Annotated in this window: 2 protein-coding genes; both read right to left on the minus strand. The window is 64.0% G+C overall.

Annotated elements, in window-relative coordinates; genetic code table 11:
• A partial coding sequence (locus EGM97_RS25330) for a non-ribosomal peptide synthase/polyketide synthase (RefSeq protein WP_477788874.1) occupies positions 1 to 21,876 on the minus strand: 21,876 nt, incomplete at its 3' end.
• A 304-nt stretch (positions 21,877 to 22,180) separates the two neighbouring features.
• Positions 22,181 to 23,878 (minus strand): cyclic peptide export ABC transporter, encoded by a 1,698-nt coding sequence (locus EGM97_RS25335; protein WP_238961655.1) that lies wholly within the window; start codon positions 23,876 to 23,878, stop codon positions 22,181 to 22,183.
• Between the last annotated feature and the right edge of the window lies 1 nt (position 23,879).

Below are 23,879 nucleotides of genomic sequence, written 5' to 3' on the forward strand. Positions count from 1 at the left end.
ATCGGCGCTGAACGGGTCGGCGACGAACTTCTCGGCGGTCAGCTCCGGACGATTCAAATAGCCTTTCGCCACGCCGTCGCCACCGATGTACAACTCGCCCGCCACGCCGACCGGCACGGGTTGCTGGTTGGCGTCCAGGATGTAGACGCGGGTATTGCCAATCGGACGACCGATGGGAATACCGCCCTCGCCCACGCTTCTGATTTCGTGGGTGGTGGTGAAGGTGGTGGCTTCGGTCGGGCCATAGCCGTTGAGCAGGTGCTGCGGCGCGCCTTCCTTCAGCACCCGACCGATCACCGCCGGATCGAGCACATCGCCGCCGACGATCAGGTAGCGCAGTTGCTTGAACACCGGCAGCATGCCGTCGGCATATTGGTGGAACAGCCCGGCGGTCATCCACAGCACACTGACCCGCTGCTCCGTCAGCAACTGGGCAAACCGCGCCTGGGTCAACAGCACATCCTGCTCGACCACCACCACGCAACCGCCGTTGAGCAACGGCGCCCAGACGTCCAGGGTACTGGCGTCGAAGGCCGGGTTCGAGGCGAATGCCACCCGATCCTGAGCCGTGAAATCCGCATAACCGTTGTTGATCACCAGGCGATTGATCGCCCGGTGCGGCACCAGCACACCCTTCGGCGTACCGGTGGAACCGGAGGTGTACATGATGTAGGCGACCGACTCGGGGCTCTGGGACAGGCCCGGATTGTCGGACGACTCGTCCAGCGCCAACGAGTCCAGGTCGACGCGCAGCGCACCGTGGGGCACCTCCATGCCCGTCAGCGTCAGCACCCAACGGGCGCCGCTGTCCTGCACCATGAACTGCTGGCGCTCCAGCGGCGCGCCGGTGTCCAGCGGCACGTAGACCGCGGCGCACTTGAGCACCGCCAGTTGGCTGACCAGCAGCTCGATCGAACGGGCCAGTCCCAGTGCCACGCTGTCGCCCGGCTGCACGCCGAGGTCAAGCAGATGGCGGGCCAGGCCGTTGGCCTTGGCGTTGAGCTCTCTGTAGCTCAGGCAATCCCCATCCTGCACGACGGCAATGGCATGGGGACGGGCCTCGACCTGGTCCTCGAACAGGCCGTGGACAGTGCTGTCCTGCGGATAAGGGCGCGTGGTGGTGTTGAACTCCGTCACCACCTGACGAAGCTCGGCTGCCGACAGAATCGACAAGCTGTTCAGCGAGGCCAACGGCGTCTGCTCCAGGGCAGCCACCAGGTTTTCCAACGCCACGTTCATATAGCCACAGATCCGCTGTGCGCCGATCTGCGGCACCGCCAATACGCTCAGATGGAAGCCTTCGCCCAGGTCGTCCACCGACAGGGTCAGCGGATAGTTGGTGCGCTCTTCGTTGCTCAGCGTCTCGATGCCCTCCCAACCGGCGAGGGCCTGGCTTGAGCTTGCCAGGTCGGCGCTGTGATGGGCGCTGTGGCGATAATTGAGCAGCGCACTGAACAGCGGCATCGGCGCGACCACGCCGCTGCAACGCTGGGCAAGCGCGAGCGAGGCGTGTTCATGGCCCAGCAGGCCGGTCAAGCGGGCATGAATGGCCTTCACGCCGTCACGCACACCCTGGGTACCCACCTCCACCCGCAGCGGCAAGGTGTTGATGAACATGCCCAGCGCCCGGTCGGCACCGTCGCCACCCTGCATCCGGCCCATCAGCACCGTGCCGAATACCACATCGTCCTTACCGGACACCCGGCCCAGCAATTGCGCCCAGGCCAGGTGAACCAGACTGGCCGCACTGACCCCCAATTGCCGGGCCTGAGCCCGCAGGCGCAAGCTCAACGAAGCATCGACCGGCCGACGGGCTTCTTCGACATCCCGTCCATCGCCCTGAACATCCCGGACACCGAATGGCAGGGTCGGCTCGTCCACGTCACCGAGCATTTCCCGGAAGAAACCCTCGTGCTCCTGTTCGCTCACGCCCAGGCGGGCCTGCGCCACATAGTTGCGATACGGCACGGCCGCTGGCAGTGGAGCCGTCTTGCCCAACAGATGCGCCTGCATCTCGTGCTGCACCACTTCCATGGCCGTGTGATCCAGTGCCATATGATGGAACAGCAACACCGCAACCCAACGCCGGTTGATCGTATCCTCAGCAAAAGCCAGGCGCAGCATGGGCGCCCGGGTGATGTCGAGGCGGTAATGCCGCGGGTCGAAACGCTCCTGCAACTGTGTCGCGATGTCCCCCGCCTCGACCGCCGGTGTTACCTCTTCCACCGCCAGCTGCGCGTTGCGCCAGACGACCTGTACAGGCTCATCGAGGCCTTCCCAGACCACGGACGTGCGCAGGATGTCGTGCCGCTCGATGACATGCCCAAGCGCATCCACGAAGGCTGCCAGTCGGTCGCGGTTGCGCAGGTCGAACAGGATTTTCAAGACATAGGGGTCGCCTTGTTCGGCGCTCAAGTGGTGATAGAGGATGCCCTCTTGCAGCGGTGCCAGGGGGTAGATGTCCTGCACGTTGCTCGCGCCGCCCGGTACGGTCGCCACGATACGGTCAATCGCGGCCTGCTCCAGCGTCACCAGCGTGAGCATGGCCGGGGTGATTCGCTCGCAACCGGTGACGATCAGGTTCGTCGCTACATCGACTTCCTTGCCACTGCCAACGGCGGCCGCCAGCGCCGCCAGGGTCGGCTGGCTGAACAGAACGCGCACGTCGGCGCTCAGGCCGGCCTGGCGCATACGCTCGATCAGCGTCACCGCCAGCAGCGAATGACCGCCCAGTTCGAAGAAGTGGTCATGCCGCCCGACCTGCTCGATCTTCAGCACGTCGGCCCAGATCTGCGCCAGGGTGATTTCGACGTCGCCTTGCGGGGCTTCGTATTCGCGAGTGACATAGGCCTCGGCATCCGGCGCCGGCAGTGCGCGGCGATCCAACTTGCCGTTGGCAGTCAGCGGCAGTGCTTCAAGCTGTACATAGGCCACCGGCATCATGTAATCCGGCAATTGTGCGTGCAGGTGATTACGCAAGGCCTCGATGGCTACTTCCGCCTGCGGGTCATGCAGTGTGAAGTACGCCACCAGACGTTTCTCACCCGGTGCATCTTCACGCGCCAGGATGACCGCTTCCCTGATGCTCTCGTGCTCGCCGAGCCGGGCTTCGATCTCGCCCAGCTCGATCCGGAAACCACGGATCTTCACCTGATCGTCGTTGCGCCCCAGGTAATCCACGGCGCCGTCGGCACGCCAGCGCGCCAGGTCACCGGTGCGGTAGAGCACGGCCGATGGATCGGCGCTGAACGGGTCGGCGACGAACTTCTCGGCGGTCAGCTCGGGACGGTTCAGGTATCCCTTGGCCACGCCATCGCCACCGATGTACAGCTCGCCCGCCACGCCGACAGGCACGGGTTGCTGGTTGGCGTCCAGGACGTAGACACGGCTGTTGCCAACCGGACGGCCAATGGGAATACCGCCCTCGCCCACGCTTCTGATTTCGTGGGTGGTGGTGAAGGTGGTGGCTTCGGTCGGGCCGTAGCCGTTGAGCAGGTGCTGCGGCGCACCCTCCTTCAGCACGCGGCCGATCACCGCCGGATCGAGCACATCGCCGCCAACGATCAGGTAGCGCAGTTGCTTGAATACCGGCATCAAACCGGCCGCGTATTGATGGAACAACCCGGCGGTCATCCACAGCACGCTGACCTGCTGCTCCGTCAGCAACTGGGCAAAACGCGCCTGGGTCAACAGCACGTCCTGCTCGACCACCACCACGCAACCGCCGTTGAGCAGAGGCGCCCAGACGTCCAGGGTACTGGCGTCGAAGGCCGGGTTCGAGGCGAACGCCACCCGGTCCTGGCCCGTGAAATCCGCATAGCCGTTGTTGATCACCAGGCGATTGATCGCCCGGTGCGGCACCAGCACACCCTTCGGCGTACCGGTGGAACCGGAGGTGTACATGATGTAGGCGACCGACTCGGGGCTCTGGGACAGGCCCGGATTGTCGGACGACTCGTCCAGCGCCAACGTGTCCAGGTCGACGCGCAGCGCACCGTGGGGCACCTCCATGCCCGTCAGCGTCAGCACCCAACGGGCGCCGCTGTCCTGCACCATGAACTGCTGGCGCTCCAGCGGCGCACCGGTGTCCAGCGGCACGTAGACCGCGGCGCACTTAAGCACGGCCAGTTGGCTGACCAGCAGCTCGATCGAACGGGCCAGCCCCAGTGCCACGCTGTCGCCCGGCTGCACGCCGAGGTCAAGCAGATGGCGGGCCAGGCCGTTGGCCCTGGCGTTGAGCTCTCCGTACGTCAGGCTTCGATCGTCATGAACGACGGCAAGGGCTTGCGGGCTGGCCTGTGCCTGGGCCTCGAACAGGCCATGAACGGTCCTGTCCCGTGGATAGCTGCGTGCGCTGGCGTTGAACTCAATCAGCACCTGTTGGCGTTCGGCCTGGGGCAGCACTACCAGATCTTGCAGGCACGAGGCAGGGTCGGACTCCAACGCCGTGACGAGGCTCTGCAACGCCCGCTCCATATAGGTGCAGACGCGCTGCGCGCCGACACCACTCGTCGCCAGGACGGTCAAGGCGAAAGCTTCGCCCAGGTCATCCACCGACAGCGTCAATGGGTAGTTGGTACGGGCTTCGCCCCCCAGCGTCTCGATGCCTGCCCAGGTTGGTGCTTCACCCTGCGCGTCCAGCTGTTCACTGGAGTTACGGTAGTTCAGCAAGGCGCTGAACAGCGGCATCGGCGCACTTACCCTGCTGCAACGCTGTGCCAGCGCCAACGAGGCATGTTCATGCCCCAACAGCGCGGATAGTCGCCCATGGACGGCCTGGACGCCGCTGCGTACGTCTTGACCGGCAACGCTCACGCGAAGCGGCAAGGTGTTGATGAACATCCCCAGTGCACGGTCGGCGCCCTGGCCGCCCTGCATCCGGCCCATCAGCACCGTACCGAACACCACGTCGCGCTTGCCCGAGACGCACGCCAACACCTGTGCCCAGGCCAGGTGATGCAGGCTGGCCGCCCCCACGCCGGATTGGCGCGCCAGACGGCGCAGACGCAGGCTCAGATCGTGGTTCAGCAGCGCTCTGGCTTCTTCGATGTCGTTGCCGTCACCCTGCACCTGTAGCAGGCCGAACGGTAACGTCGGTTCTTCCACGTCGCCGAGCATTTCGCTGAAGAACGCTTCATGTTCTTCACGGCTCACGCCCTGGCGGGCCTGAGCCACGTAGTTACGATACGGGACGGCCGCCTCCAGTCGCTCGACCTGCCCCAGCAAATGCGCCTGCATCTCGCGCTGTACCACTTTAAGCGCCGTGTGATCGAGTGCGATGTGGTGGAACAGCAACAGGGCGACCCAACGCTGGTTGAGTTTGTCTTCAGCGAAAACCAGCCGCATCAGCGGTGCCTGGGTCATGTCCAGACCGCAGTGGCGGGCATCGAAACGCCGTTGCAGCTGCTCGGCGATGTCACCGGCCTGTGGGTCCAGTTCGAGTTCTTCCCACACCAGCGGCGCCTCGCGCCAGACCACTTGCTGAGGTTCGTCCAGACCTTCCCAGACAATGGCGGTGCGCAAGATGTCGTGGCGGTCGATGACGCCTTGCAGGGCATTGATGAAATCATCGACACGCGGTCTGTCTTGCAGGCCAAACAGGGCCTGCAGGAGATAGGGATCGCCCTGCTCGGCCGAGAGGTGGTGGTAAAGGATGCCTTCCTGGAGCGGCGCCACCGGGTAGATTTCCTGCACATTGCGCGCACCACCCGGCACCGTCGCCACGATGCGGTCGATGGCCGCCTGATCCAGGCTGGTCAGCGACAACATATCCGGCGTGATGCGCGTGCAATCAGGCACAATGCCGTTGGCCGGCACGACGATTTCGCTACACCCGCCCACGGCTGCGGCCAACGCCGACAGGGTTGGCTGGCCGAACAGGACACGCACGTCGGCACTCAGGCCGGCCTGGCGCATGCGTTCGATCAGGCTGACGGCCATCAAGGAATGGCCGCCCAGTTCGAAGAAATGGTCGTGGCGGCCGACCTGCGGCAGACCCAGCAGCTCTTGCCAGATCTGCGCCAGGGTGGTTTCGATCTCGCCTTGGGGGGCTTCGTATCCACGGGTAATCACCGAATCCTGGTCCGGGGCTGGCAGCGCCTTACGGTCAAGCTTGCCGTTCGGGGTCAGCGGCAGTGCGTCGAGGCGCACGTAAGCCATGGGCACCATGTATTCGGGAAGTTGCGCTTGCAGGTGACGGCGCAGCGCATCAATGTCCGCTATTGCTGATTCAGTGAAGTAGGCGACCAGACGCTTATCGCCCGGTACATCTTCACGGGCCAGCACCACGGCTTCCTTCAAGGCATCGTGTTGGGCCAGCCGGGCCTCGATCTCGCCCAGTTCGATGCGGAAACCGCGAATCTTCACCTGATCGTCGTTACGGCCCAGGTACTCGATATTGCCGTCAGGCAGATAGCGTCCCAGGTCGCCGGTCTTGTACATCCGGGCGTTCGGAACAGCACTGAACGGATCCTTCAGGAAGCGTTCGGCGGTCAGGTCGTCGCGATTGAGATAACCGCGGGCCACGCCGGCACCGCCGATGTAGATCTCGCCCGGCACACCCAAGGGCACCGGCTGCCGGTGCTCGTCGAGCAGATAGAACTGGGTGTTCGCGACTGGTTTACCGATGTGCGGAACAAACCCATCTTCGCGGGCCATGGATACCCAACTCGAATAGGTGGTGGTTTCCGAAGGTCCGTAAAGGTTGCACAGGCGCTTGACGGAGGTCTGCTCGAACAACGCTTCCACCAGACTGCGCTTGAGCGCTTCGCCGGCCACGTTCACCGTGTCTACGCCCTCACCCAGTCCACCGGCTTCGAGCAACGCCTTGAGCGCCGACGGCACGGTGTTGATCAGGGTGATGTCGTGCTCGCCCTGGTGCAGTTCCAACACATTGGTCACGACTTCGATGCTGCCGCCCGACGTCAGCGGCGCGAAGCATTCATAGACCGCCAGGTCGAAGTTCAGCGAGGTCGAGAACAGGGTTTTCGACAAGATGTTCGAGTCAAACGAACGGTGTGCCCAGGTCAGGAAGTTCACCGTGTTGCGGTGTTCGATCATCACGCCTTTCGGCAGCCCGGTCGACCCTGAGGTGTAGATCACGTAGGCCAGATGCGACGAGGTCAGCTCAGGCACCTGCGGATTCGACACGGATTCGTCCTGCCACAGTCCGCTATTCAGGTCGATCACCGGCATCGAAGCACCGGCCAGCAATTCAACCGTGGCCGCCTGGGCCACCACCGCCGCCGGGGCGCTGTCTTCCAGCATGTAGGCAATCCGATCCGCCGGATACGCCGGGTCCAGCGGCACGTAACCGCCACCGGCCTTGAGGATAGCCAGCAAGCCCACCACCATATCGAGGCCACGCTCGACACAGATCGCCACCCGTGAATCCGGCTGCACACCCTGCTTGCGCAGGTAATGGGCCAGGCGGTTGGCCCGCTCGTTCAGTTCGCGATACCCCAGGCGCTGCCCGCGGTGGAGCACCGCCAGCGCCTCTGGAGTACGTTCTACCTGGGCCTCGAACAAGCCGTGAACCGTCTGCTTCAGCGGATACTCCGCTTGCGTGGCATTGAAGCCATCCAGTTGCCGGCGTTCGGCATCGCCCGGCAAGACAATTTCACTGACTACGGCGCGGGCATCCGCCACCATTGCCCGCAACATCCGTTCCAGATAACCGAGATAGCGTTCCATAGTCGTCTGGTCGAACAAGGCCGTGGCATATTCCAGGGTCCCTGAAATCAGGCCACCCACTTCACCCAGGTTCAACGACACATCGAACTTGGCGCTACGCCCCGGTGCCTCCACGGTTTCCAGAGACAAGCCTTCCAGCACGAGGCTTTGCCCATCGGCGGCCTGCCACGCCAGCATGGCCTGGAACAGCGGGCTATGGGACAGGCTGCGCACCGGCTTGACCCGCTCCACCACTTGCTCGAATGGCAGGTCCTGATGGGCCTGGGCGCTCAAGGTCTGCGCCTTGACCCGCTGCAGTAGCGTTTCGACACTCGGCCGTCCCGACACGTCGATGGGCACGGCCAGGGTGTTGACGAAGAAGCCGATCAGTTCCTCGACCTCGGCCCGCCGGCGGTTCGCCGTCGGCGAGCCAATGACGACCGTGTCCTGCCCCGAGAGCCGGCCGAGCACGGCAGCCCAGGCAGCCAGCACCGTCATGTAGAGCGTGGTGCCGTGGCGCTGACTCAACACCTTGAGATCCGCCGTCAGCGCTTCATCGAAAATCACCGGCAGGGTCGCACCGGCATAATCCTGCTGCGCGGGCCGCGGACGGTCGGCGGGCAACGTCAACAGAGGCGGCGCGTCTGCCAGGGTCCGTTGCCAATAGGCACTCTGCTCACTCAACACCTCCCCGCTCAACCAGCGGCGTTGCCACACGGCAAAGTCGGCATACTGGATCAGCAGCGGCGGTAACGGATCGGCTGCGCCATGCAGGCAAGCCTGGTAGAGCGCGCCCAGTTCACGGGTCAGCACGCCCATCGACCAGCCATCCGAGACGATGTGGTGCATCGTGACCAGCAGGACATGCGCCTCCTGCGCCAATCGCACGAGGCGACCGCGGATCAACGGCCCTCGTTGCAGATCGAACGGTGCGTGGGCTTCTTGCGCAGCCAACCGGGCCAGCTCATCCTCGGCGTCGACGCGATTGGACAGGTCCTGGAACGTCAGAGCAAAGCCGCTCTCTTCGGCGGCAATGCGCTGCACGACGTCACCCCCGACCTTGTCGAACGTGGTGCGCAAGGCTTCATGACGCGCCACGATCCGGTCCAACGCACCACGCAGGGCCTGCGGCGCCAGCCGGCCGTTGAGGCGAAGTCCACCGCAGATATGATAGGCGGCGCTGCCACCCTCCATTTGCGCCAGGAACCACAGGCGCTGTTGCGCAAACGACAGGGGCAAGGGCTCGTTGCGAGACACCGCCCCGATGGACGGCAATGTACTGGCCGTCGCCTGCGTGACCCAGGCTGACAAGCCCATCAGCACCGGGTTGGCGAACAGCTCCGCCAGGCTCAGTTCCACGTCCAATTGCTGGCGCACCTGAGACATCAATCGCACCGCCAGCAGCGAATGCCCGCCCAGTTCGAAGAAGTCGTCATGACGACCGACCTGCTCCACGCCCAGCAAACGGCACCAGATATCCGCCATGCGGGTTTCCATCTCACCCACTGGCGCTTCGTAGCCGCGGCTTGAATAGGCATCGCTGTCAGGCGCCGGCAGCGCCCGGCGATCAAGCTTGCCGTTGGCTGTCAGGGGCAACGCGTCAAGGCGTACGTAGGCCGATGGCACCATGTGACGTGGCAAGTGCACCTGCAACCGGGCACGCAGGTTGTCGGCCGTCAGGTCCTGATGTTCGCCTTCGTGCGCCGTGTAGTAAGCCACCAGGCGCATGTCATCCGGCGTCTCCCCAAGGGCAAGCACCACCGCTTCGCGCACACCGGGACAATCGCCGAGCCTGGACTCGATTTCACCGAGCTCGATACGCAAACCGCGTATTTTCAACTGACCATCGTTGCGCCCCAGGTAATCGATATAGCCGTCAGGCAAGTAGCGCCCCAGGTCGCCAGTACGATACATCTTCGCGTGCTGCACAGGGCTGAACGGGTCCCGCACGAAACGCTCGGCCGTCAGCTCAGGCCGGTTCAAGTAGCCTCGTGCGACCCCTGCGCCGCCGATATAAAGCTCCCCTGTCGCGCCAACCGGAACCGGTTGCAAGTGGGCATCGAGCAGATAGACCCGGGTATTGCCCACCGGCTTGCCGATATGCAGGGCCCCGCCGGCGTCGATCCGGCCCGAAGTGGCGACCACCGTGGTTTCCGTGGGGCCATAGTTGTTGATCAGCGTGAAGCCCGGATCGACGGGCAGCTTGCGCAGGCGGTCACCGCCAATCAGCAAGGTGCGCAAGCGATCATGACCCAGGTTTCGGCCAAACGCGTATTCGGCAATGGGGGTGGGCAGGAAGCACACATCCAGCGCCTGGGCCTGCCACCAATCGAGCAAGGCATCGACATTGTCACTGCCCGCATGGGCCGGCGGCAGCAACAGCGTGGCCCCGACGCACAGCGCCGGCCAGATTTCCCAGGCGGCGGCGTCGAAACCGAAGCCGGCGACGCTGGAGGTGCGGCTGCCACGTTTCACATCGAACGCCTGGCAATGCCAGCCCACCAGGTTGTTGAGGTTGCGATGCTCGACCATCACGCCCTTGGGCAGGCCGGTCGACCCCGAGGTGTAGATGACATAGACCAGATGGCTCGGATCCAGACCCGGCACCTGGGGACTGGCAACCTCTTCTCCGTCCTGACCGATGTCATGCTCAAGATCAAGTACCGGCACCGTGCCCCCCGCCATGAGGGCTTTGGTAACCGGGTGTACCAGGACCGCTACCGGTGCGCTGTCTTCCAACATGTAGGCGATACGTTCTGCCGGATAAGCCGGGTCCACGGGTACATAGCCCGCGCCGGCCTTCAGGATGCCCAGCAACCCGACGATCATGTCCAGGCCGCGCTCGACACAGATCGCCACCCGGTCATCCGGGCGAACACCCATCGCCAGCAAGCGATGAGCGACCCGGTTCGCCCGGGTGTTGAGTTCGCCATAGGTCAATGCCCGGCCTTCATGCACCACCGCCGTCGCCTCGGGCTGCGCCACCGCCTGGGCTTCGACCTGGCGATGGATCAACGCTTCATCGGCATACACCGCCGCCGTCGCGTTCCAGGTTTCGAGCAATTGCCGGCGCTCGGTCGCAGGCAAGATATCCAGGCTATGCAACGGTGCTTGCGGCGCCTGTTCCAGCGCGTCGGCCAGGCTCTCCAGAGCCCTCGACATATAGCCACAGATACGCTGGGCGCCGATCCGGGACTGGACCTGTACCGTCAGGCTGAAGCCTTCGCCCAGGTCATCCACCGACAGCGTCAGCGGATAGTTGGTGCGCTCCTCGCCGCCCAGGGCTTCGATCCCCTGCCAGGCCGATGACGACTGCAGCGCGATGGGCTCTGCAACCGAATGCCGGTAGTTGAGCAACGCACTGAACAAGGGCGTCGGGGCAGCCACACCGCTGCACCGCTGGGCCAACGCCAGGGAGGCGTGTTCATGGCCCAACAGCCCGGTCAGCCGATCATGGGTCGCCCGTACACCGGCGCGCACATCCTGCTCGCCCAGCCGCACGCCAATCGGCAAGGTATTGATGAACATCCCCAGCGCCCGATCGGCGCCGTCGCCGCCCTGCATGCGGCCCATCAACACCGTGCCGAATACGACGTCCTCGCGACCCGATACCCGGCTCAGCACCTGGGCCCAGGCCAGGTGATGCAGACTGGCGGCGCTCACGCCCAACTGGCGCGCCTGCCGGCGCAGCCGGCGGCTCAGATCTGCGGTGATGTCCTGCCTGGCTTCTTCGATCGTACTGCCGTCGCCGCGCACATCCTGCAAGCCGAACGGCAGCGTCGGCTCGGCGATCCCGCCGAGCATTTCGCGGAAGAATTCTTCGTGCTCCTCGCGGCTGACACCCAGTCGCGCCTGAGCCACGTAGTTGCGATAGGGCACCGCCTCGCCCATCCGGTCGGCCTGACCGAGCAGATGCGCCTGCATTTCGTGGCGCACCACCTCCAGCGCTGTGTGGTCCAGGGCCATGTGGTGGAACAGCAGCGTCGCGACCCAGCGCTGGTTGACGGCATCCTCGGCAAAACGGATGCACATCAGCGGAGCCTGGCGGATGTCCATGCGGTGGTGCCGGGCGTCGAAGCGGGCCTGCAACTGGTCGGCGATATCGCCGTCCTCTTGGCACAGCTCCATCTGCTCGATCCCCAGCACCGCCTCGCGCCAGACCACTTGCACCGGCTCGTCCAGGCCTTCCCAGGCCATGGAGGTGCGCAAAATGTCGTGGCGATCGATCACGGCCTGCAAGGCCTGGGTGAACGCATCGAAGCGTTCGCGGCTGTCAAAGGCGAACTGCGCTTGCAGCACGTAGGGATCGCCCTGTCCGGCTGCCAGGTAGTGATAGAGGATGCCTTCCTGTAGCGGCGCCAGCGGATAGATGTCCTGCACATTGCCCGCCCCGCCCGGTACCGTCGCCACGATGCGGTCGATAGCCTCCTGGCTCAACGAGACCAACGGCAGCATGGCCGGGGTGATGGTCTCGCAACCGGTGGGAATCAGATTCGCCGGGACAGTGACTTCGTTGCGGTCATGGTTGCCGACGGCCTTCGCCAAGGCAGCCAGGGTGGGCTGGCTGAACAGGATGCGTACGTCGGCACTCAAGCCGGCCTGGCGCATCCGTTCGATCAGGCTGACGGCCATCAAGGAATGGCCGCCCAGTTCGAAGAAATGGTCGTGGCGACCGATGTGTTCGACTTGGAGCAGCTCTTGCCAGATCTGCGCCAGGGTGGTTTCGATCTCGCCCTGCGGGGCTTCGTAGCCACGGGTCATCACCGAATCCTGATCCGGTGCCGGCAAGGCCTTGCGGTCAAGCTTGCCGTTGGGGGTCAGCGGCAGTGCGTCGAGGCGCACGTAAGCCACGGGGACCATGTATTCGGGCAACTGCACTTGCAGGTGACGGCGCAGGCTTTCAATGTCCGCCGTTGCCGATTCGGTGAAATAGGCAACCAGACGCTTGTCGCCCGGTACGTCTTCACGGGCCAGTACCACCGCTTCCTTGATGTCGACATGCTGAGCAAGCCGCGCCTCGATCTCGCCCAGTTCAATCCGGAAACCGCGGATCTTCACCTGGTCGTCGTTACGGCCCAGGTACTCGATGTTGCCGTCCGGCAGGTAACGACCCAGGTCGCCGGTCTTGTACATCCGGGCATTCGGAGCAGCGCTGAACGGATCCTTCAGGAAGCGTTCGGCGGTCAGGTCGTCGCGGTTCAAATAACCCCGCGCCATCCCGGCACCGCCGATGTAAATCTCGCCTGGCACGCCCAGTGGCACCGGTTGTTTGTGTTCATCCAGCAAGTAGAACTGGGTGTTGGCGACTGGTTTACCGATGTGCGGAACAAACCCATCTTCGCGGGCCATCGACACCCAGCTCGAATAGGTCGTGGTTTCCGAAGGTCCGTAAAGGTTGCACAGGCGCTTGACTTGGGTCTGCTCGAACAGACTTTCCACCAGGCTGCGTTTAAGAGCCTCACCCGCCACGTTGACGGTATCCACGCCCTCACCCAACCCACCCGACTCCAACAACGCCTTGAGCGCCGACGGCACGGTGTTGATCAGGGTGATGTCGTGCTCGCCCTGTTGCAGTTCCAGCACATTAGTGACCACGTCGATGCTGCCGCCCGACGTCAGCGGCGCGAAGCATTCATAGACCGCCAGATCGAAGTTCAGCGAGGTGGAGAACAAGGTTTTCGACAGGGTGTTGGTATCGAACGAACGATGAGCCCAAGTGAGGAAGTTCACCGTGTTGCGGTGTTCGATCATCACGCCTTTCGGCAACCCGGTGGAGCCGGAGGTGTAGATCACATAGGCCAGATGCGACGAGGTCAGCTCGGGCACCTGCGGATTCGAGACGGATTCGTCCTGCCACAACCCGCTACCCAGGTCGATCACCGGCATCGTTGCATCAACCAGCAAGCCAAGGGTCGCCGCCTGGGCCAGCACCGCCGCAGGGGCGCTGTCTTCCAGCATGTAGGCAATCCGGTCCGCCGGATACGCCGGGTCCAGCGGCACGTAACCGCCACCGGCCTTGAGAATCGCCAACAGGCCCACGACCATGTCGAGGCCACGCTCGACGCAGATTGCCACTCGTGAATCCGGCCGTACGCCCTGCTTGCGCAGGTAATGGGCCAGGCGGTTGGCCCGCTCGTTCAGTTCGCGATAGGTCAGGTACTGTTCGCCATGCAGGACAGCCACATCGAGTGGAGTCCGTTGCACCTGTTCCTCGAACAAGCCATGAATGGTCTGCTCAAGCGGATACTCCGCCTGCGTCGCGTTGAATACCTGCAACACTTGCCGACGCTCTTGTTCGCAGAGAATCTCCAGCTCATTGACGGCCGATTCGGGAGCAAATTCCAGCGCCTCCACCAGGCTCGCCAGGGCGGTATACATATAAGCCCCGACCTGCCGGGCATCGACCCCGCCAGCGGTCTGTACGCTCAGCAGGAAGCCTTCACCCTGGTCGTCCACGGACACCATGCACGGATAGTTGGTCCGTTCCATGACCTCCAACACCTGCATCCCCGCCCAACGGTCGACCTCGTCGCCTTCCGGCAGCGGACTGTGGCGGTAATTCAGCAAGGCACTGAACAGCGGCAACGAAGCCGGCACGCCACTGCAACGCTGGGCCAGTGCCAGCGAGGCATGTTCATGGCCCAGCAAGGCCGTCAGTTGTGCGTGGGTCGCCTTGACCCCGGCACGCACGTCCTGCCCACCGACATTCACCCGCAGCGGCAAGGTATTGATGAACATACCCAAGGCCCGATCCGCGCCCTCGCCGCTCTGCATGCGGCCTAGCAGCACGGTCCCGAAGACCACGTCTTCACGGCCGGAAACCCGTCCCAGCACCCTGGCCCACGCCAGGTGATGCAGGGCCGCTGCACTCACGCCCAACTGTCGCGCCTGCTGCCGCAAGCGCCGGCACAGGCTCGGATCCAGGTCCAGCTTTACCTCCTCGATGCCCCGGCCGTCACCCTGCACCTCTCGCAGGCCGAATGGCAGGGTCGGCTCCTCCACGTCACCGAGCATGTCGCGGAAGAAGCGCTCGTGCTGCTCGCGACTGACGCCCAACAACGTCTGCGCCACATAGTTGCGATAAGGCATGGCGGCACCGAGGCGGTCGGCCTTGCCTTCGAGGCACGCCAACATCTCCTCCTGCATCACATCGAGCGCCGTATGGTCCAGGGCAATGTGATGGAACAACAGAATCGCGACCCAGCGCCGATGGTCTTCGTCCCAGGCACAGGCGAGACGCATCAGCGGCGCCTTGCCCAAATCCAGGCGACAGTGCCGGGGGTCGAACAGCGCCTTCATCTGCGTGGCGATGTCGCCATGGGCCGGATCGAGCGTCTGCTCTTCAAGCACCAGATGAGTGCTGCGCAGCACCACCTGCAAGGGCGCTTCAAGGCCCTCCCAGAGCAAGGCGGTCCTGAGGATATCGTGCCGATCGATCACGGCCTGCAACGCTTGCACGAAGCCGTCGAGTCGGGCCCGGCTGTCCATGGCGAACGCGGCTTGCAACAGATAGGGATCACCCTCTTCGGCGGCGATGTGGTGATAGAGGATGCCCTCTTGCAACGGCGCCAGCGGATAGATGTCCTGCACGTTAGCCACACCGCCCGGTACGGTGGCGACGATGCGGTCGATGGTTTCCTGATCGAGCTCAACCAGCGGCAACATCGCCGGCGTGATCCGATCGCAACCGGCGACAATGCCGTTGGCCGGCACCACGACATCGACACGAGCGCCCACAGCCGCAGCCAGCGCCGCCAGGGTGGGTTGACCGAACAGCACCCGGACATCGGCACCCAGGCCGGCCTTGCGCATCAGCTCGATCAGTTTCACCGCCAACAACGAGTGTCCGCCCAGCTCAAAGAAATGGTCGTGCCGCCCCACCTGCGCAACGCCGAGCACGTCAGCCCACAACCGCGCCAGCGTGTTCTCCAGTTCCCCTTGCGGCGCTTCGTACGCACGGCTGGCGAAGGCATCCGCTTGCGGGGCCGGCAACCCACGACGGTCGAGCTTGCCATTGGGCGACAGCGGCAGTTTTTCCAGGCGTACGTAGGCCGCCGGGACCATGTAGTCCGGCAGCAGGGCTTGCAGGTGCGCACGCAAGCCATCGGCCCCCACCGAGACATCGGCCGCCTGCACGGTGATGTAGGCCACCAGGCGTTTCTCGCCAGGACTGTCTTCACGGGCGACCACCGCCGCCTCTTTTACCTCGGCGTGCTGGCAAAGCCTGGCCTCGATCTCGCCCAGTTCGACGCGGAAACCACGGATCTTGATCTGATCATCGTTGCGCCCCAGGTACTCGATATTGCCGTCGGGCAGGTAGCGGCCCAGATCACCGGTCTTGTACAGGCGCGCCTGTCCATCGACGGCGAACGGATCGCGGATGAAACGCTGCGCGGTCAAGTCGTCGCGGTTCAGGTAGCCACGGGCGACGCAAACGCCGCCGATATGGATCTCGCCAGCCACGCCGACCGGGACAGGTTGCAGCTGTTCATCCAGCAGGTAGATACGGGTATTGGCCACTGGCCTGCCAATGGCCGGCAGCGTCGGCCACGCCGCGACATCGTTCGGCAACGTCAACGCGGTGGTGACGTGGGACTCGGTCGGGCCATAGTGGTTGTGCAGGCGACAGCCGTCCAGGCGCTCGAACATTGCGCGGATTTGCGGCGTAACGCGCAATTGCTCGCCCGCCGTGATGACATCTCGCAAGCCACAGGCCGACAGCGCGGCATCCCCCTCACCGGCCACCGCTTCGGCCAGGGCCTGCAAGGCGATGCATGGCAGATAGAGCCGTTCGATTCGCTGTTCACGGATGTGCTGGAACAGACGATGGAAGTTCAGTCGGGTATCGGCATGGATCAGCGACAGCTCGCCGCCCGCGCACAGCGTGCTGAAGATTTCCTGGAACGCCACGTCAAAACCCAGGGCAGCGAACTGCAAGGTACGTGCGGCAGCCCTTCCCTGTTGTTGCGATTGCTCGATCTGCCACTGCATCAGGTTGACCAGGGCACGGTGCCCCATCGCCACGCCCTTGGGCTGGCCGGTGGAACCCGAGGTGTAGATCACATAGGCCAGGTTGTCGCAGGTCAGTCCGTTCGTCTGCGCATCCGGGTTCGAAGACGGCTGGCCGCCAATGCCGGCGGCGGCACGCTCCTGGGCATCGAGCAACAGTACAGGTACGCGCAACGACGGGAAGCGTGCGTGCAAGTCACGTTGGGTCAACAACGCCTTGGGCGCGCTGTCTTCCAGCATGTAGTCCAGGCGCTCCGCCGGATAAGCCGGGTCCAGCGGCACATAAGCGGCACCGGCCTTGAGGATGCCCACCAGCCCCGCCACCATCTCCAGGCTGCGCTCGACACAAATCGCCACGCGGTCATCCGGCCGGAGACCCAGCCCGATCAGGTGATGGGCGATCTGGTTGGACAGTTCATTCAGTTGCGCATAACTCAGGCACTGACCTTCACAGGTCAGCGCGATGGCGTCTGGTCGAGCCCGGACCTGAGCCTCGAACAGCTGATGGACCAGCAACCCGGCGGGGTACGCGACGTCGAAAGCATTGAACGTCTCCAGCAACTGCCGGCGCTCGGCCGCGGGCACCAGGGCCAGGCCGTGCAGCGGTGCGTTCTCGTCCTGGTCGAGTGCGTCAGCCAGGGCTTCGAGCACCGTGCACATGTAGCCGCAGACGCGTTCGGCACCGATCCCTGCAACCGCTTGCACGGTCAGCCCGAACGATTCGCCCAGGTCATCCACCGACAGCGACAACGGATAGTTGGTCCGTTCTTCACCCCCGAGGATCTGCGCCCCGGCCCAGATACGCGCCTGACCCGCCTCTTTCGGGGCCTGGGCGGCGACGGCAGTCTGACGGTAGTTCATCAGCGCACTGAACAACGGCGTCGGCGCTGCCACGCCACTGCAACGCTGCGCCAGCGACAACGGCGCGTGTTCGTGACCCAGCAGCGTCGCCAGGCGCCCGTGGGTCGCCTTCAGCGCGGCCAGTACGCCCTGGTCGCCCGCTTCGACGCGCAATGGCAGCGTGTTGACGAACATGCCCAAGGCATGTCCGGCCTCCTGCCCGCCGTGCAGGCGGCCCATCAGCACGGTGCCGAATACCACGTCCCGGCGACCGGACAAGCGACCCACCACCTGACCCCAGGCCAGGTGATGCAGACTGGCGGTACTCACACCCAGGCGACGTGCCTGGGCACGCAGGCGCCCGGCCAGCCCGGCATCCAGCGCCAGGGTGGCTTCCTCGATGCCGGCGCCGTCGCCCTGCACATCCTGCAGACCGAACGGCAGCGTGGGCTCGTCCACATCCCCGAGCATCTCGTGGAAGAACGCCTCATGCTGCTCCGGATGGCTGCCCAACCGGACCTGGGCCACGTAATTTCGGTACGGCACCGAGGGCGGCAGCGCGGCCGAACGGCCCTCCAGGTGCGCCTCGATTTCCTTGCCCAGCATGCCGAGGGAGGTGGCGTCATCGATCAGGTGATGGAACAGCAACACCGCGACCCAGCTGCCATCGGCGGCATCTTCAGCGAAGTGGATGCGCATCATCGGCGCCTGGCGCAGATCGAAACGGGTATGGCGTGGATCGAAACGGGCCTGCAACTGTCCGGCCACATCCCCTTCGGCCGGCGAGAGATCAAGTTCCTCGACCACCAGGCGGGCTTCGCGCCAGACCACCTGCACCGGCTCGCCCAACCCTGCCCACACCACCGAAGTGCGCAGGATATCGTGTCGGGCAATCACTGCCTGCAGGGCGTGCGCAAAAGCCTCCAATTGCTGACGACTGCCAAACCGCAACAGCGCCTGCAACAGGTACGGATCGCCTTCGTCGGTCGCCAGGTGGTGATAGAGGATGCCTTCCTGCAACGGCACCAGTGCGTAAATGTCTTGCACGTTGCCGACGCCACCGGGCACCGTGGCGATGACGCGGTCGATTTCTTCCTGGGTCAGGCTCGCCAGCGGCAGCATGTCCGGGCTGATGCGCTCGACATCCGGAGCAATCCGGTTCGGCGGTATCACGATGCCGTCGCTGTTGCCCGTGGCGGCCGCCAGGCTCGCCAGGGTCGGCTGACCGAACAGCACCCGCACATCGGCGTGCAGGTTGACCTGGCGCATGCGCTCGATCAGCTTGACCGCCAGCAGCGAATGGCCGCCCAGTTCGAAGAACCGGTCGTGCCGTCCCACCTGCTCAATGCCCAGCAGTTCGGCCCAAAGGGCCGCCAGGGTGATTTCCACCGCACCGACCGGCGCTTCATAGCGACGCCGGGCAACAGCGTCTGAATCGGGGGCTGGCAGCGCCTTGCGGTCCAGCTTGCCGTTGGTGGTCAACGGGAAGGCTTCGAGCAGCACAAAGGCGCTCGGCACCATGTAGTCTGCGAGCGAACCCAGCAGTTCGGCGCGCAGCTCGGCCGCCGAGACAAATGCGCCTTCTTGCGCGACGACATAGGCCACCAGGCGCTTGTTCCCCGGCTCGTCCTCGCGAGCGATCACCACTGCTTCACGCACCTGCGCACACGCCAGCAGCTTTGCTTCGATCTCGCCCAGTTCGATCCGGAAACCCCGGATCTTCACCTGTTCGTCGTTGCGCCCCAGGTATTGCAGTTCTCCGTTGCTCAGCCAGCGGCCAAGATCCCCGGTGCGATACAGGCGTGCATTGGCGCTGCGCTCGAACGGGTCGGGAAGGAAGCGCGTTTCGTTGAGCTCCGGCCGGTTGAGATAACCCCGCGCCACACCGGCGCCGCCCACGTACAGTTCACCCTCCACGCCCTTCGGCACCGGTTGGCCGTGCTTGTCCAGCAGATACAGGCGCAAATCGGGAATACGCTTGCCAATGGGGCTGACGCCGGTCAGTTGCGCATCCGCCGCACACAACGCACGGTAGGTCACGTGCACGGTGGTTTCGGTGATGCCGTACATGTTGACCAGTTGCGTGCCGGCATTGATTGCCCGGGCATACCACGGCTTGAGGATGCCGGTTTCCAGCGCCTCCCCACCGAAAATCACTTGCCTCAGGCTGTGGCGCAGGTCGCTTTCTCCCTGGACGGCGATCAGCTGGCGGAATGCGCTCGGCGTCTGGTTCAGTACCGTGACACCGGCCTCGCACAACAGCGCATAGCAGTCCTGCGGCGAACGGCTGACCAGTTGCGGCACCACCAGCAGGCGGCCGCCGTGGGTCAATGCGCCCCAGATTTCCCAGACCGAGAAGTCGAAGGCGAAGGAATGGAACAGTGCCCAGACGTCCTGCGGGCCGAAGTCGAACCACGGCTGCGTGGCCGAGAACAGCCGCGCGACGTTGCGGTGCTCCACCATCACCCCCTTGGGCAGGCCGGTGGAGCCGGAGGTGTAGATGACGTAGGCCAAATGGTGCGAAGCCAGGGTGCCGATGTTGGGATCGTGCCTTGGCTGTTCGGTGATCCTGGCGGCGTCAGGCTGATCGAGCAGCAACACCGGGACGGACACCTCCGGCAATTGGGATTCGAGCGATGACTGGGTGAGCAACGCCACCGGCGTGCTGTCGTCGAGCATGAAGGCCAGGCGCTCCTGGGGATAGGCCGGGTCCAACGGCACGTAACCCGCGCCGGACTTCAGGATGCCCAACAGGCCGACAATCATGTCCAGGCCGCGTTCGACACAGATCGCCACTCGATCATCCGGGAAAACCCCCAGGGCCAGCAGACGATGGGCAACCTGGTTGGCCCGCACATTGAGCTCGCGGTACGTCAACGTCTGGCCCTCGCATACCACCGCCACCGCCGCAGGCTGTGCAGCGGCCCGTGCCTCGAACAGGCCGTGGATCGTACGGTCATGTTCATACGACCGTGGATCACCCGCGCTCCAGGCCTGGAGCAGGCGGGATTCGGCCGGCGTCGGCAGGACAAACCCATGGACCGGCAGCGTGTCGTCGTCCAGCCCTTGTTCCAGCACGTGCAGGAAGCGCTCAGCCATCGCCTCGACTTCATCGGCCTGCAAGTACGCCTGGTTGTAGATCCAGTGTAGCCAGGCAGTGTCTTCGTGAGGGTTGGTCCTGAGGTGGATGGCCAGGGGCATCTGTTCCTGGCCGTTGGAACTCTTTACCGAATAAGCGGTGGCGTCGCCGAACCGGTACAGGTGGTTCTCCTCTTCATAGGAGAATGACACGTCGAACAGCTGTGCCCGATTATCACGCCGCAGTTCCAGGGAACGATGGATATCACTCAAGGGAAACCGCTGGTAGCGATAATCCTGCTTGAGTGCCCGCGCGACTTCACGGATCAACTCGCCGAACGACAAGTCGTCGGCGAACCTCAGACGCATGGCGCTGACCTGGGTGAACAAGCCCACGGTTTGCTTGAAGGTGGGGTTGGAGCGATTGAGAATCGGCAGGCCGACCACCAGCTCGTCGCGTTGGGTGGTTCGGACAAAGTACACGTACAGCGCGGCCAGCAGCACCGGGAAACGCGAAACCTGATGGCTGAGCGCCAGGGCGTCGATCCGCTCGTTCAGTGTCTGGGGGAATGACGTCATGGCATGGGCGCTGGGCACCACGGCTTCGGCGTGACGATCACGATAACGGGCGGTGAACAACGGCTCCGGTACGTCCCGGTATTTGTCCAGCCAATAGGCCTGGTCCCGCAGATAGCGATCCGAGCCGTGATAGCGGGCATCCTCTTCGATAAACCCGGCATAGGACGGTGCCGACAGGTCAGGCTCGCGGTTTTCCTCAAGGGCGCTGTAGATCTCGCTGAGCGAGGCAAGCATCAAGCCGATGCCCCAGCCGTCCTGGATGATGTGGTGCAGGTTCACCACGAAATAAAACGAAGCGTCATCGAGCTTGACCAGATAGAAGCGGAACAGCGGGCCCTTATCCAGCGCAAAGGGAACTTCCAGCCCCTGCTGCACCCAGGTCTGGGCCGCTGCCTGCGGTTCGGGACGATTGGAAAAGTCGATCAGCGGAACCCGCACATCCAGGGATTCCACCAACGTCTGCATCGGCACGCCGTCGCCGCCGGCGTCGCAGTGCAACACGGTGCGCAGGGCATCGTGCTTGCGCACCAACAGGGCCACCGCCTGCTGCATGCGCTCAGGATCGACAGCACCGCGGATATGGACATAGCCGCCCATGGTGTACAGGGCAGAATCGCCCTTGGTCATCTGGTCCAGCCAGATATCCCGCTGGGACGCCGTCAGTGGATAGGTAGCCGCAAGCCGCAGGGACTGGTTCATACCCGGCCCTCCGGAACTTGTACACCGGCAGGGCTGGAATTGTGGTTGGCCGAAAGATCGGTTGCGACAGCGACGTCCACAGCAAAGATAAATGTCATACGTTCCTTCTCAGAAATTTGTCAGTGCTGCCCGGACAAACAACCGGCGCAGTACGGGTCGAACGGGTGAATGGCGGATGCGTGACATCGCCACCCGACGGCGGATCCGCGGTGTCGGGTGGGGTCAGGTCAGGCGTTTATCAAAGGTTTGCGCAGGGCTCGCCGCGACAACATCGCCAGCCGGAGGGCAATCTGGGGGCGCTCATTCAGGCTCGCTTGTCGCGAATGGCGCAGTTGATATCGGAAACGATCTGCCCGTCCGCCAACTTGATGATGCGATCGGCCAGTTGGAAGTACTGATCATCGTGAGTAATGATCAACACCGTCTTGCCGCGGCGCTTGAGGTCGGGCAGCAATTCCTCGTAGAAGAACTTCTTGAACGGCGGGTCCTGGTCGGCGGCCCATTCGTCGAGCACGTAGACCGGGCGGTCCTCCATGTACGCGCACACCAGGGCCAGGCGTTTCTGCTGGCCATAGGACAATGCCTTCATGGTCGAGTAACCGAGTCCTTCGATCTTGATCTTGTCGGCCAGCCCGAGGGTTTCCAGGTACTTGCTCGCCAGGACCGGGTTGCCGTCCTCTTCGTCCGGACCGATCAAGCGATTGAACAGATGGAAGTCGGAGAACACCGCGGAAAACAGATCGCGGTAGTCACTGCGGCTTTCATCGGTGATGGCGACCCCGTCAAGCAGCACCTCGCCGCTTTGCGGGACGTAAAGCCCGCAGAGCACCTTGGCCAGGGTGCTTTTACCGCAGCCGTTGCCGCCGACGATGTAGATCAATTCGCCCGACTGCACGGTCAGGTCGATAGGCCCCAGGGAAAATCCGCTGTCGGCCTGCACGTCGTGATAATGCATCTGCACGCCTTTCAACTCGATGCTGTCCCAGGACTTCTTTTGTTCGAGCAGATGCACTTTCGGCGTTTCGGCCACGACGGGATCCGGGTGCGGATCGTTGATCGCAAAACCGAACTCGGCGAGACGGGTGCAGGCAACACGCCCCGCCGCCAGCACCGGCATCGCCCCCACCAGCAGCGAGAGCGGCCCCATGATGTAGAGCACCGCCAGCACGCTGGCCGTCATCACCTTCGGATCGACCGCACTGACCAGTGGCGCGGCAAACAACAGGCAACCAATCAGCAATGACAAGGTGAACTGACCTACGTTGTCGGCCGCGGTGTACCACAGGCGCTCGACGAAGTTGTAGCGCGCCACCCGAGTCGAAGAGGCTTCGATGGCGGAGCGGCCGAACCAACGGCGGCGGATGCCGTTGAGTTTCAGTTCCTTGAGGCCGAACACCAACGCATGGGTGTATTCGTTGAATGCGGTGAACTCGTCGCGCACCCGGTTGGTGGACCTGACGCCGCTGGCGAAGAAGAACAGGTAAAGACCCACCCCCAGGATCATCAGCGAAACCGTCAAGGCCAGGACCACCCATGACAGGTAAGCCAGGTAGGCGATGCCGAACAGGAACACCGTCATTTCCACCAGCACCGTGGGCATCACCACCAATGTCGTATTCAGTTGCGGGATGTCATTGGTCAGCATGGTCAACACGTTGGGAGGGCCGCGCCGGTCCACCTCTTCCAGCGGCGTTGCGAGGATCTTGCGGCACAGCGCGATGCGCAACCGCGTCATGATCCGCATGCTCGCGTAAGCCGGGAACAATGCCGCGCCGTTACGCAGGATCAGCGCCGTCGCGCTGAGCCCGACGAACCAGTACAAGGCCTCCAGGCGTGGCCCATCGTTATGGATCGCCTGGTTGATCACACTCACCACCGCGATGGACGCAACCCCGCTGATGACACCGCAAATCAAGGTGAAGAGCGTCAGCCAGGGATGGTTGCGCCACAGCAGGCGCATGACCGAACCCGGCCGGGTTTTCTTCGCTTTCTGGTCTTTCATG

This window comes from Pseudomonas sp. AF32 (genome assembly GCF_022342325.2).
In the GTDB taxonomy this organism is placed as follows: Bacteria; Pseudomonadota; Gammaproteobacteria; order Pseudomonadales; family Pseudomonadaceae; genus Aquipseudomonas; species Aquipseudomonas uvaldensis.

Bases quoted from the DNA above. Each gene is read 5' to 3' on its own strand.
- EGM97_RS25335 (WP_238961655.1), bottom strand. From the start codon at position 23,878: ATGAAAGACCAGAAAGCGAAGAAAACCCGGCCGGGTTCGGTCATGCGC.